At 36.2% G+C, this 14,029-nt stretch carries 12 protein-coding genes; 7 read left to right on the top strand and 5 right to left on the bottom strand.

From position 1 onward, the window contains the following. The 4 genes from PHI38_RS06360 to trpB all read left to right on the top strand — a co-directional run. A partial coding sequence (locus PHI38_RS06360; protein WP_299854004.1) for a hypothetical protein occupies window positions 1-1,448 on the top strand: 1,448 nt, incomplete at its 5' end. Then, window positions 1,445-1,915 carry a hypothetical protein gene (locus PHI38_RS06355; RefSeq protein WP_299854001.1) on the top strand — a complete coding sequence of 157 codons (471 nt, stop codon included), beginning with the start codon at window positions 1,445-1,447 and terminating at the stop codon, window positions 1,913-1,915. The genes PHI38_RS06360 and PHI38_RS06355, both read left to right, overlap by 4 nt. Window positions 1,916-1,993: 78 nt before the next feature. Then, the gene (locus PHI38_RS06350; RefSeq protein WP_299853998.1) at window positions 1,994-2,632 is read left to right on the top strand and encodes a hemagglutinin repeat-containing protein; all 639 of its coding nucleotides are present in this window, start codon (window positions 1,994-1,996) and stop codon (window positions 2,630-2,632) included. Between the two features lie 115 nt (window positions 2,633-2,747). After that, window positions 2,748-3,959, top strand: coding sequence for a tryptophan synthase subunit beta (gene trpB, locus PHI38_RS06345; protein WP_299853994.1), 1,212 nt, complete (start codon window positions 2,748-2,750; stop codon window positions 3,957-3,959). 6 nt (window positions 3,960-3,965) lie between these two features. Here the strand turns inward: trpB and PHI38_RS06340 are convergent, their stop codons facing one another. The 4 genes from PHI38_RS06340 to PHI38_RS06325 all read right to left on the bottom strand — a co-directional run bounded on the left by PHI38_RS06340 (window position 3,966) and on the right by PHI38_RS06325 (window position 8,313). Further along, on the bottom strand, window positions 3,966-4,550 hold the full coding sequence (locus PHI38_RS06340) for a c-type cytochrome (RefSeq protein ID WP_299853992.1): 585 nt from the start codon (window positions 4,548-4,550) through the stop codon (window positions 3,966-3,968). A gap of 40 nt (window positions 4,551-4,590) precedes the next feature. Continuing rightward, entirely contained in the window at window positions 4,591-6,669 is a 2,079-nt protein-coding gene (locus PHI38_RS06335; RefSeq protein WP_299853989.1) for an ATP-dependent helicase, read from the bottom strand. Between the two features lie 126 nt (window positions 6,670-6,795). After that, entirely contained in the window at window positions 6,796-7,098 is a 303-nt protein-coding gene (locus PHI38_RS06330) for a sulfite:cytochrome C oxidoreductase subunit B (RefSeq protein WP_299853987.1), read from the bottom strand. Between the two features lie 9 nt (window positions 7,099-7,107). Continuing rightward, window positions 7,108-8,313: a molybdopterin-dependent oxidoreductase gene (locus tag PHI38_RS06325; protein WP_299853984.1), complete on the bottom strand. Its 1,206-nt coding sequence runs from the start codon at window positions 8,311-8,313 to the stop codon at window positions 7,108-7,110. 122 nt (window positions 8,314-8,435) lie between these two features. On the opposite strand from PHI38_RS06325, the gene PHI38_RS06320 reads away from it, so the two are divergent. Continuing rightward, a complete protein-coding gene (locus PHI38_RS06320; protein ID WP_299853982.1) occupies window positions 8,436-9,308 on the top strand; it encodes a LysR family transcriptional regulator in 873 nt (290 codons plus the stop codon). A gap of 43 nt (window positions 9,309-9,351) precedes the next feature. On the opposite strand, the gene PHI38_RS06315 is transcribed toward PHI38_RS06320, so the two are convergent. Then, a complete protein-coding gene (locus tag PHI38_RS06315) occupies window positions 9,352-9,849 on the bottom strand; it encodes a rubrerythrin family protein (RefSeq protein ID WP_299853979.1) in 498 nt (165 codons plus the stop codon). A gap of 133 nt (window positions 9,850-9,982) precedes the next feature. On the opposite strand from PHI38_RS06315, the gene PHI38_RS06310 reads away from it, so the two are divergent. Both PHI38_RS06310 and PHI38_RS06305 read left to right on the top strand, forming a co-directional pair. Beyond that, entirely contained in the window at window positions 9,983-12,610 is a 2,628-nt protein-coding gene (locus tag PHI38_RS06310) for a valine--tRNA ligase (protein ID WP_299853977.1), read from the top strand. 6 nt (window positions 12,611-12,616) lie between these two features. Next, window positions 12,617-14,029 (top strand): SulP family inorganic anion transporter (locus tag PHI38_RS06305; RefSeq protein WP_299853975.1); only part of this gene is annotated, 1,413 nt, incomplete at its 3' end.

The following is a 14,029-nucleotide window of genomic DNA, read 5'->3' as shown; positions in this document are numbered from 1 at the left end:
ACATAACAAACACAGATGACTCAGAAACTAGAATGCTAAACAGAGATATAGCAGACAATGAAGTAGACATATATAACATTCAAAGTCATAAAGGTTTAAAAGTTGAGTTAGATACTAGACTGCTTACACAAGATGGAAGGAATCAGATAGCAGAAGATTTACTAAAAACTAAGATGATTGCAAACACAGTAGAACTTATAGCTACAACTGAGAGAGTAGGAATACAAGACTTCTTTAGTGAGACAGAAAAAACTCATAATACTTATGAAGCTCTTAAAAAGGAAATAGCAAATTCACCAGAACTAGCAACAGCACTAAACAGCCCTGACTTAACACCAAGCCAAAAAGAGCAGATGTTAGATGAAGTGACAGATGCAGTAATGGTAAAACTTGGATACACTACATATGATAATAAACTAATAGATACAGATGTAGCAGGAAAAGATGGTGAACAAGTAAAAGGTTACTACTCAGAGATAACTAAAGATGCTTACATCAATGATAAATATAATGATTCAACAAAAGATTTAATCTCAACAGCAGGACATGAGGCTACACACGCTATGGATCAACAAAGTAATATACAATCAGAAGAAGCTTACTCAAATAACTTCGGAGAGAACCTATCTTCATACACAGAGTTTGTACTAGATATAACCAATCAAGGTTCAATGGCACAAACAAACAATCACACACAACCTCAATCAGTAGTAGAGTACATACAGCTCCAACAAAACAACAGTGAGTTTACATGGTTGGATAAAGCTGTTGGGGATAATTTAAGTGTTAAAGATGGTGCTGATATATCAAAGCATGTATATAAAGATGATCAAAAATTTAAACTCCCACAATATATTCAAGAAGTTATAGATGAAACAACACTAAATAAATATGGATTAAGCCAAAAAGATTTAATCAACGAAAAAACAGGATTTAAATCAGCTGTGTATGTAAATAAAATAACAGGTGAAGTGACATATGCATATGCAGGTACAGATGGATTAGATTCAAAGGATATAAGAACTAATTTAATCCAAGGTGTAGGATTAACATCAGATGCTTATAGACAAGCAATTGCTAATGCTATTAAATTTAATGATGCAACACAAAAGTTAGGAGTAAAAGCTTCCCTGACTGGTCATTCTTTGGGTGGGGGAGAAGCAGCTGCCGCTTCTGAAAAGACTAGTTTAGAAGCAAAAACATATAATGCAGCAGGAGTTCATCCAATTACTGTAATAAGTGGAAAAGGTACAAATAATATAGATAATTATTATATGAAACATGATCCATTAACAAATCTTCAAAATAGTTATTTGATATTACCTGATGCTTCAGGAAAGCAGCATCAAATAAATCCACAAGAAAGTTCTTCTATTTTACAAAATATAAAAGATGGTCACAGTATTGATACCATTATTAACAATTCAAATTTAAAGGATGCGGAATGATATATAAAGTGATAATGGCATTAGGATTAATGTTTATTTTAAATGGATGTTTCACTATAGTTTCAAGTACGGAAATTAAAATAAATAAAGTAACAAAAGATGAGTATGAACAAATAAAAAAAGATATTCGAGATAGAGTAACAGCCTTAAATCCAGCATTTGATTGCGATTCTGATGATAGATGGAAAGCCAATCGTGATAATGGTGAATTAATTTGTAACCATGGTATGTTGTACACAGAAATGCATGAAAATAATGTTAGTGTTGTTTATGCCACTGCACCTGCATTCTGGATACCCACAAAAGAAATAATTACAGATGAACATAAAAAAATGCAAAAGTTATTTTTAAAATTAGCTAAAAAATACAAGCAAAAATATAAGGATAGTACAGTTGAAATTATATTTTATCATACTGATTTACCAAAAGGTGGTAAACAACTTGTTAAATATGATAAAAATGAATAATTAATATTAACTCGTCTCCAAGCCCTACTCGGGGATGCATACATGTATAACTAAAATCAAAGGAAGTCAAATTAGATAATGTGCAAATTTTTAAACATAAAATCTAACTTCTACATGTCAACTCTAAACACAAACGAAACAACAACCATAAAAGGGGCAAACCTAAAAGCTGATGATACTCTAGCCATAAACTCTAAAAACCTAAGTATAGAGTCAGTGCAAAACCGTCAAAAGAGTAGAGATAAATCAAATGGCTTTAGTGTTGGGTTTGGTACAAGTGGACTACAAAGCTTAGGTGTTAACAAATCTAGCGGCTCACTAGATTCTAAAGAGACACTGCTTACAGACCTAAGGGGTAACAGTGTAAATATAAATACACTAGAGCAAACTAAACTAAGAGGAGCTACTATAGCGGCAGTTGATAGTCAAGGAGATGATAACTCACAACTTACACTTAATACAAACACACTCATAGCTTCAAGCCTAAACAATAGAGTAGATTCTAAAAGTAAATCTTTAAGTATTAACATAGGTGGAAATGTAGAAGAAAATACACTTAACAATGTTGCACTAGACTACTCAAACGATAAAACCAACCAAAAAACAAAAACTCTAGCAACACTTGGAAGTGGAAACATAAACATAACCAACACAGATGACTCAGAATTTAAAATGCTAAATCGTGATATACAAGACAATGAAGTAGATATCTACTAAACGTTACTAATATGCAAGAGTATAATTTAAATTATTTTAATAAATAAAGCCCATTTACAAGAAAATTTATCACAAAATAGCTACAATCACTGCAAAAAAAAGTGGGAAAATAACTATGCAAAAACCATACTTAGAATCTATGCCTGATCAAAATGGCTTTTTTGGAAAATTTGGAGGTGCGTTTTTGCCACCTCAACTTGAGGCTACTTACGCAGAGATAAGCAGCGCTTACGACAAACTCTCAAAGTCTTATGATTTTATAAGTGAGTTAAAGAGAATAAGAAAGCATTATCAAGGACGACCTACTCCTATCACTTACTGTAAAAATCTATCAGACTTTGTTGGTGGTGGGCAAATTTATCTAAAGAGAGAAGATTTAAACCACACTGGTGCGCACAAGCTAAACCACTGTATGGCTGAAGCTCTTTTGGCAAAACATCTTGGCAAAAAAAAGCTCATAGCCGAAACCGGCGCGGGTCAACATGGTGTAGCGCTTGCTACTGCAGCGGCTTACTTTGGGCTTGAGTGTGAGATACATATGGGCGAAGTTGATATCGCAAAAGAGTACTCAAATGTTGTAAAAATGAGGATTTTAGGGGCTAAAGTTGTTCCAGCAACTCATGGGCTTAAAACACTCAAAGAGGCGGTTGATAGCGCTTTTGATGCATATCTAAAAGATACAGAGACTCAGCTCTTTGCGATAGGCTCTGTTGTTGGTCCTCACCCTTTTCCAAAGATGGTAAGAGACTTTCAAAGTGTAGTTGGACTTGAAGCAAGAGAGCAGTTTTTAGAGATGACGGGCCGTCTTCCAGATATGGTAACTGCGTGTGTAGGTGGTGGAAGTAACGCTATGGGAATCTTTAGCGCATTTATAGAAGATAGTGTAAAGCTTTACGCTGTAGAGCCTGGTGGAAAGGGTGATAAGATTGGTGAGCATAGTGCTAGTTTGACTTATGGTAGCGAGGGAGTTATGCATGGTTTTAACTCTATAATGCTTCAAGACAAAGATGGAAATCCAGCTCCAGTTCACTCTATAGGAAGTGGTATAGACTACCCTTCTGTTGGGCCTGAACATGCTTATCTAAATAGTATTGGAAGAACAAAGTTAGGGCTATGCAGTGATACAGAATCAGTAGACGCTTTTTACAAACTCTCTCAACATGAGGGAATCATTCCAGCTCTTGAATCTGCTCACGCAGTAGCATTTGCTATGAAGTACGCAAAAGAGAATCCTAAAGAGTCTATTTTGGTAAATCTAAGCGGAAGAGGAGACAAAGATATAGACTTTGTAGTTGAGCATTACCCCATTCCTACAAAGTGGGCTTAAGTCTCTCTAGAACTTTGAGATGTGCTGAGCTAGAGCTTCTATCTCTGCATCGCCTAATTTAGATACTTGAGCACCCATTAAGCCCTTCATAGCTCCGCCATAAGTTCCAGCTTTATAACCATGTAGTGCATCTGAAATCTTTTTAGCATCCCAGCCTTTGATTACTTGTGACTTGTTAAGTGCAGGCTTTGAAGCATCAGCACCATGGCATCCTGCACAAACTTTATATAAACTAACAGCATCAACTGTTGCAACTGGAGCTTGAACAGATGCAATAGCTTCTTGTACAGCAGCAGTTTTTTCTGCAACAACAACTTTACTCTCTTGTAAAGCAGCTTTTGCTTCTTCTTTTACATCAGCAACAACGCTTTTAGTTTCTTCTTTTATATCAGCAACAACTGCTTGTGTATCTTCTTTAACGTCAGAAGCAGTAGCTTTTGCTTCTTCTTTAATTTCAGCAACCGCAACTTTTACATCTTCTTTAACTTCTTGTTTGCTTTTTACTTCAGCATTCGCGCTTTTAGTAGCATCATCGCTACACCCGACCATAAACAACATTGTTACAACTGTAAATAAAACTACTTTAATCATCCTATACTCCTTTGTATATTTTGGAAGTATACTCCAATTTTTATTCCTCGTTATCCTCTTCTTTTAAAACCATCGCACGGAAGGCTTCATCTTTAGGTACGAGTGAAGCCTCATATAAAAATTGCGATGGCACAAAATTTAATTTTTTGATTTTGTCATACTTTGCATAGCTAAGATAGAGTATATCTTTTGCGCGAGTGACCGCTACATAAAATAGACGCCTCTCTTCATCCAAAGAACCGCCTCTGTGCATAAGTTTACGGTTTGGAAAACGACCATCCATAAGGTCAACTATATATACCTCTTTGTACTCCAACCCTTTTGAGGCGTGAACACTAAGAAGGTTTACACCCTCACCTTGCGTCAAATCTGAAGAGCCAAGTATCATGGCATTTAAAAACCTCTCATGCTCACTATATGGTTTTGAGAGCTCCTCTAAGAGAACCATCTTTCTTGCTATATTTGAGAGTGATTCACTCTTTTGTTTCTCATCAATCGTGCCATCTTTTAGGAGCGCTCTTCTACTTGAGAGATGCTCTGATATGTACTTGTAAATCTCCGATTTTGCAATCTTACTAACTATTGCTCTAGGCTCTCTAACACCCTTTAAATCTCTATAAAGAAGATAAAAATCATGTAAAAAAGTAGCATTCTCTTTAGTGAGTTTTGGATGTTTTAGGATTGGGTTTTTCATAAACTTATCTTCAAATCCACACTTAGCAAACTTACCAACACTTCCAAGCTCTAAAAAATCATCAAAAAGTCCAAGCTGTTGGTTTAGTTTTCTCTTCTCAAAAGGATTGCTTATAGTCTCATCAGGAGCATAAAGTCCATAAAAAATGCTTCCATGCCCAAGTGTTTTTAGAGCGATATAGAGCTCTTTTGCAACAGCCGAGCCAACACCTCTAGCAAACTCAAAAAGATGGATAAATGCCATCATGTCAGACTCATTTATAAGAAGCGTGTAAAAATCTAAAACCGCTTTTACCTCACGTGAATCAAAAAAGCTAGTTCCACCTTTTCTCTTACATGTAATGCCGAGCTCACGAAGCCCTACTTCTATACCATCAGCTGAAGAGTTGTTTCTAAAGATAACTGCTATCTCATCTCTTGGTGTTTGAGAGTTACTTATCTTAAAGGCTATATCGTGGTACTGATCAAAGAGTTCATCATACGCTAAAAGCTTTGGCGGATGACTCTCATGCACTCTTGTAACTTCAAGTTTTTTTGGATAAATCCGCTCATTGTGCTCTATAACTTTTGAAGCAAGAGAGAGTATGGGAATGGTTGAGCGATAGTTCTTTGTAAGTGTGTGAACTTTAGCAGAGGGAAACTTTGTAGAAAATGTACCGATGATAGATATATCCGCCCCATTAAACGCGTAAATACTCTGATCATAATCTCCAACACAAAAAAGTGATGGCGGATTCATAGCATCTATTAGCGTGCCTTGAAGTGCGTTAGTATCTTGGTATTCATCCACAAGTACCTCTTTATAACCTAGCTCTTTTGTTTTACATATATCTCTAAAATTTAGAAGCAAATCATTAAAGTTTACAAAACCGTACTCTTTTTTTAACGCTTCAAATTCATCCACTATATCTGCGTAAATCATAGCAAAGAGCTCATGCTCAGGAAATTTAAACTTTATCCAGTCTTCAAAGTGTGTGTTTAACTCTGTGTTTTGATAAAAAGAGTAAACATCATAAAGATAGTTCCCACCATAAGGTGTTATCTCAGCTCCAATATGACCAAAAGAGCGCTTCTCAAACACACTTCTAAAGAGAGTTTTTAACTCACGCTGTTGTTTAAGCACAACCTTTTTATCATGCTTTTTAAGCCATCGATAACTAACTGCATGAAAAGTCCCAGCATCGATTTTAGAGGCTATATCTTTACCAAAAAACTCAGCCACACGAGATACCATCTCTGCTGCTGATTTGTTAGTAAAAGTCAAAAGTAAAATTTGTGCAGGTTCAACGCCTTGCTCTAAGAGATGAGCAATACGGCCAACTATAGTAGAAGTTTTACCAGTTCCAGCAGAGGCTATGATAAGGTTTTGTGGATCTTTAGAAGTAGCTGCTGCATACTGCTCTTCATTTAGACGAGAAAGTGGCAAAGATGAGGCTCCTACAAAGATTTTAAGAGTGAGATTATACCTACATACTTTTAAAACCAAATTTGATTCAAGAGTCTTTGAATTATCATGTAAGGAAAAATCCTTACATGCACGCAGGAGTGAAAACTATTTACCGTTTGAGTAATAAGTAGCTAAATAATCTTCAACACTTTTTGCATCTTCACCAGATATAGGTGCTTTAAATGCGTCTATCATTTTATAGATTTTTGCTCTCCAAAAAGCGCGAGGTTGTGGTCCTTGGTTAAGAATATATCCAAAAGAGTGACACATAAGACAGTTTGCATTGACAGCTTCAAACCCTTTGCCCATTTTAATCTCATATGGTACATATGGAACTTCTATGTTTTCTTTTACTTGTGCAAAGAGTGGTGTTAAAGCTATAAGCGCTATTAGTATAATTTTTTTCATCATATCTCCTTATACAACTTCTACAGTTACAACGTCTATACCGTTATACTTGTAGCCGCCACTGTTCCATAAAATATCTTTATCAAGAGGTTGTTCATGATTAGATTTATCTACAGCCTTTGCCATAATCTCTAATTTACCAAATGTTTTTGGTTTAAAACTAAATCTAAATCCTCTATATGCATAACGTCCGCGTCTATCATTGTCAAGTATTGATGCTTCCCATGTTTTACCACCATCAAGAGAGATAAGAACATCTTTGATACCTATACCGCTATCAAAAGCAACACCGCGAACCACAAGTTGTGAGTTTAGAGCAATTTTAGAGTTGTTTTGTGGAAAACCGATAACAGATTTGATGTTCATTTTAGTAATTGGTTTTGTCTTTTTAACTAAATTATCTGGCATTTCACTCTCTGTCGCATTGTCTGGAACACGGTAAGCTTCATCCATAAAGAAATGGTGTTGGTACTCACTAGTTACAGTGATATTTTTAAGCATTTTAACCCAGCTGTCTGAATAATATCCCGGAATAATTAGACGTACCGGATAACCATTAAGATACGGAAGGTCTTCACCATTCATCTCATAAGCAACAATAACATGGTCATCAAGTTCATGAAGATTAAGTTCACGCACAAAGCCTGGACTTTTGTAATAAGCCGCAGTTTCCATACCATTAAAACCAATCCACTGAGCTCCTTCTTTAAGCCCTGCTCTATGAAGAAGATCACTTAAGCGCACGCCTTTCCATTTTGCACAACCCATAGCTCCGCTACCCCATTGAATACCGCCTGTGATAGGTAAAAATGCTGAACGACTATTTCCACCGCACTGTAAAACAGCGGTAACTTCCACTTGTTCAAAATCATTTTTCAAATCTTTAAGAGAGATAATATAATCTTTTTCTACAAGTCCATTAACACTGATAGTAAATTTGTCAGTATCAATATATGTAGGAATCTCAGGCATATGCCATCTAACAAAAAACTCATCATTTGGAGTGATTGTTTGAGTAAAAATATTACGAGGTGCCTCTAAAAGCGGTGGACGGTCTGAATGTGTAATCATGGGTCTTTTTTCTGGAAAATTATATTTACATATTGGTCCGTTGTCGATCGGTTGTCTTATTTTAACTTCACTGCCAAAAGCGCTACTAGCAAGAGTTGCGGTTCCTATAGCAGCAGTAGTTTTAAAAAAATCTCTTCTTTTCATAAGTGTATGCTCCTTCTTTTTTAATAAGTTTATCACAAGAGCGTCTTAAATGAAATATTTATTTATTCATCATCTTATTCAATTTTTTTGTATATAATTGTAATAGTTATAAAGGAAAAGTAATGTTTACACTAAAACAGCTTGAAGTATTTATCTCTTTATCGCATAAGCAAAGAGTTATTGATGTTGCATCTGAATTTCAAATGAGCCAGTCTGCCATCTCTATGTCGATAAAAGAACTTGAAAAGATCGTTGGTGAGAAGCTTTTTGAGCGCATTGGAAAGCTTCTTATTCTCAATGATAGAGGCACATTTTTTTTAGAACAGATTTACCCACATGTAGATGCTTTGCAAAAAGTATATACAAATTTTTCATCCCAAAAAATCCAAGGGAATCTAAGATTATGTGCAAGTGTAACAATAGCAAACTATCTTATGCCAAAATATATTGATAAATATATCAAAATACATAAAAATGTAAAATTCTCATTAAAGTCTACTAATACTAACGATGTTATTCGTCTTATTAAAGAAGGGGCTTACGATATTGGTTTTATAGAGAACAAGTGTAGTGATGAAACGCTTATATGTAAGATGATAGCTTCGGATGAGCTTGTAGTTGTTACAACAAATCAAGAACTTGCAAAGAAAAATATACATTTTATAGATACGCTCTCAAGAATGAAGTGGATTATGAGAGAAGTAGGCTCAGGTACAAGATCAACATTTTTAGACACTATATATCCGCAAAGTGTTAATATCTATATGGAATTTGATAATGCTGAAACGATTAAAAGATTTTTAAAATTTAGTTTGAATTATATTAGCTGTTTACCTCGTATCTCTGTTGAGAGGGAGCTAAAAGAAGGTTCTCTTTTTGAACTTCCAATCCGTGGATATGAATTTAAACGTGATTTTATTCTTATTATGAGAAAAGATAAAAAAAGTAGTATGTTAGTTGATAATTTTGTGAAGTTTATTTCGAATTATATATAATTTACTCTACTACTACAAAAATGCTCCAAGAGGAGCATCTAAGTTATATTTGAACAAACCCTGAAGGCTTAACGCCACATACTGGGCACTCTTCAGTTGGCATTCCAAGTTCAATATATCCGCATATTGGGCAGAGATAAATTCCTATCTCTTCAATATCTTTACCATCTTTTGCAGCGCGAAGAGCCTTTCTATAAAGCTGCGCATGAACTTTTTCAGCTTCAAGAGCGTAACCAAACATTCTTTTTGCTTTATGATTCTCTTTAACTGCTTGCTCATACATTGGTGGGTACATATCTTCAAACTCGTAAGTCTCTCCACCGATTGCAACTTCAAGATTCTCTATAGTTGAGCCTATAGCTTCTAAAGCTTTTAAGTGCCCCTCTGCATGAATCTTCTCAGCTTCTGCTGTTGTGCGAAAAAGTTTTGCAATATTTGTAAATCCATCCTTTTGTGCCTGTTTTGCAAATGCAATATATTTTTGATATGCTTTGCTCTCTCCAGCAAATGCTACTTCTAAATTTTCTTGTGTGTTTGGCATATTGAATTCCTTTGTTTATATTTACTACATCTGCTCATTCTATCCATATTTAGCTTATAGATTTAAAACGAGCTACAACCTCTTTTTGGGTATAATTGCGAACTTTTAAACTAGAAAAATCAAGGTATTTAATATGTCAAACAGCTACGAACCACAAGAGAGTGAAGATAAGTTTTACAAAATTTGGGAAGAGAGAGGCTACTTTGAAGTAGATTCAAACAGTGCAATTCTAGAAGAGGGAAAAACTTTCTCTATCATGATGCCTCCTCCAAATGTAACAGGTCGTCTTCATATTGGTCACGCTCTTACCTTTACACTTCAAGATATTATCACTCGCTACAAAAGAATGGATGGGTACAAAACTCTCTGGCAACCAGGAACTGACCATGCAGGAATCGCAACACAAAATGTGGTTGAGAAACAACTCCTAGCAGAGGGAACTACAAAAGAGGAAATCGGCAGAGAAGCATTTTTAAAACGCGCTTGGGAGTGGAAAGCAGAATCTGCTGGCATCATGACAAGTCAACTCCGCAAAATGGGTGTTAGCCCTGCGTGGAAAAGAGAACGGTTTACTATGGATGATGGGCTTCAAAAGAGCGTTAAAGAGGCTTTTGTTCATCTCTACAATCAAGGCTTAATCGTCCGTGGAAACTATATGGTTAACTGGTGTACACATGATGGAGCGCTTAGCGATATCGAAGTTGAGCATGAAGACCATGAAGGAAAGTTTTACCATATAAAGTATCCTTTTGCTGATAACAGCGGCTTTGTAGAGGTTGCAACTACAAGACCTGAGACGTACTTTGGAGACACTGCAGTTATGGTTCATCCTGATGATGAGCGTTATAAACATCTTATAGGCAAGAAGGTAAGACTTCCACTAACGAACAGAGAAGTAGCAATCATTGCAGACACGCATGTTGCTATGGATTTTGGAACCGGTGTGGTTAAAGTTACTCCTGCGCATGACCAAAACGACTACGAAGTTGGCAAGCGTCATGACTTAGAGTTTATAACTGTATTTGATGAAAAAGGTATCTTAAATGAGTACGCTGGCGAGTTTCAAGGTTTAGAGAGACTAGAAGCTCGTGACATTATCGTAAAAAGGCTCGATGAAGAAGGGTTTATAGTTAAGATAGAAGACCACAAACATCAAGTAGGACACTGTTACAGATGTAAAAACATTGTTGAGCCATATATCTCAAAACAGTGGTTTGTAAGAAGTGAAGTAGCAAAAAAATCGATAGAGAAAACAAACAGCGGCGAAGCTAAGTTTTTCCCTCCTCACTGGATAAACTCATACAACTCTTGGATGGGTGATTTGCGTGATTGGTGTATCTCTCGTCAGCTTTGGTGGGGACATCAGATTCCTGTATTTTATTGTGGGGATTGTGAACACGAATGGGCAAGCCTAAAAGATAGCGAAGAAGCGTGTCCAAAATGTGCTTCAAAAAATATCTCTCAAGACCCAGATGTTCTTGATACTTGGTTTAGCTCAGCTCTTTGGCCTTTTTCTACTCTTGGATGGGGGAATGGTGATGTTGATGCAGACAAGCTCTTCGCTAGCGATGATATGAAAGAGTTTTATCCAAACTCACTCCTAATCACTGGCTTTGATATCCTATTTTTCTGGGTTGCTAGAATGATGATGATGGGAGAGAACTTTATAGGTGAATTGCCATTTAACCACATCTATCTTCATGCACTTGTTCGTGATGAGCATGGACAAAAGATGTCAAAATCAAAAGGCAATGTAATTGACCCTCTTGATATGATTGAGAAGTACAGTGCAGATGTCCTGCGCTTTACTCTAGCAATTTCGGCAGCTCAAGGTCGTGACATAAGAATGAGTACAGAAAAACTTGAACTCAATCGTAACTTTACAAACAAGCTTTACAACGCTGTAAAATTCTTACAGATGAATGTTGACACATTCCCTGACTTAAAAGGTTTTTGTGTTGAGAGCGCGCTTGGAAGGTATATGTTATCTCGTTTAAATGTAGCAACTGCAGAGGTTCGCTCATGTATGGATGAGTATAGATTTAACGACGCTGCAACTGTACTTTACCGCTTCTTGTGGAATGAGTTTTGTGACTGGGGAATTGAGCTTAGTAAAGCAGATAAAGGCGCTATTGTTGATCTTGGGGCTATCTTTAAAGAGGCTATGAAACTTCTTCATCCGTTTATGCCATTTATCACAGAGTATCTTTACCATGAACTAAGCGGTACAACACTTGAGGGTGCTGAATCTATCATGATTAAGAAGTATCCTTACAAAACTAAAGTTCGCGCAAAAGACGAAGCAAGATTTGAGATAATCATGGATGCTATCATCTCAATCAGACGCGCAAAAGTTTTGGTTGACTTGGCAAATCAAAAGATAGAAAAAGCTTATGTTAAGATAGGCAACATAAGCGAAGATGAAAAAGAGATGATGAAACCGTTTATATCTAGACTCGCTAAGGTTGATGTAGTTGAGTTTACAAATGAGAAGATTCAAGACTCAGTTAGTGATATCAGTGAGAAGTGTGAGACTTTCATACCGACACAAAGCATAGACTTAACTCCGATTATCTCAAAGCTCACTAAGCAAGATGAGAAGCTACAAAAAGAGATAGACAAGTTAGCTGGTATGTTAAACAATGAAAGATTTGTAGCAAACGCACCTGAGGATGTTTTAGCAAAAAACAGAGAGCTTTTAGCAGACGCATCAGATAAGCAGAGCAAAGTTAAAGAGCAGTTGGATTCTTTACAAAGCTAAGAAAATATGGAAGATATTTTTAAACCTAAATTTTTTGACCTTTTTAAAACTAAGATAAGTAAAGAGCAGTTAAGTAGCGACATCTTTGCGGGAATTGTTGTAGGAATTGTTGCACTTCCTCTATCTATCGCTTTTGCCGTTGCTTCTGGCGTATCGCCTGAGAAAGGCTTAATCACCGCTATAGTTGCAGGTTTTATCATCTCAATTCTTGGCGGAAGCAGAGTTCAAATCGGCGGCCCAACGGGAGCTTTTATAGTTATACTCTATGCTATTGTAGAAGAGTACGGCATAGATGGACTTATGATCTCAACCATAATGGCTGGAATATTTTTAACTATTTTTGGATTTTTGCGTTTTGGAAATCTCTTAAAATACTTCCCTTATCCCCTTATTGTAGGCTTTACAAGCGGTATTGCTGTTGTGATATTTTCAACTCAAATCAAAGATGCGCTTGGGTTAAACATAGAAAAACTCCCATCAGAATTTTTCCATAAGTGGTTAACTTACTTCTCAAACATAGACGATACAAATCTTTACGCTCTTAGCATTACTATTGTTACAATTCTTATAACGGTATATTCAAAAAAGGTAACAACTAAAATTCCTGGCTCTTTTATAGCGATTATTGGCATAACTCTTTTTGTGCAGATTGCTTCTATTCCAGTAACTACAATTGAGACTTTTTTTGGAGAGATTCCAAACACTTTTGCCTTGCAGTTTCCGACCATTGAGTTAAGTACTCTCTATATCTACATTGCCCCTGCACTAACCATTGCACTTCTTGGAGGAGTAGAATCTCTTCTCTCAGCAGTTGTCTCAGATGGTATGATAGGCGATAACCACCGTTCAAATACAGAGCTTATCGCGCAAGGAGTAGCAAATATGGTTACTCCATTTTTTGGAGGGATTGCCGCAACTGGCGCAATTGCTAGAACTGCTACAAATGTAAAAAATGGTGGACGAACTCCTATCGCTGGAATTGTTCACTCTTTTACACTACTTTTGATTATGCTCATATTTGCAAGCTACGCAAAGCTCATCCCCATGTCAGCACTTGCTGGGATACTTATAGTAGTTTCGTACAACATGAGTGAATGGCGCTCTTTTATCCTAATTCTTAGAGGTTCTAGTTTTGATGTCATCATACTTCTTAGTACTTTTTTACTAACAGTTTTTGTAGATTTAACCATAGCAATACAGATAGGCGTCGTACTCTCTTCACTTTTATTTATGAAAAAAATGGCTGATATCAGTACAAAAAGCACATATCAAGTTGATAGTGATGTTTTAGAGGATTACTCAGAAGTGCCCGAGGGAATCTCTATCTATGAGATAAGTGGTCCTCTCTTTTTTGCTTCTGCAAAACAGTACTCTGAGATTATTAAAGATATAGGCTTAAATAGTAAAATCATTATTATC

Origin of the sequence: Sulfurimonas sp., assembly GCF_028694895.1 — a bacterium.
GTDB lineage: Bacteria > Campylobacterota > Campylobacteria > Campylobacterales > Sulfurimonadaceae > Sulfurimonas.
Note: the sequence above shows the minus strand (reverse complement) of the source record. Positions and strands in the feature narration are given on the sequence as shown.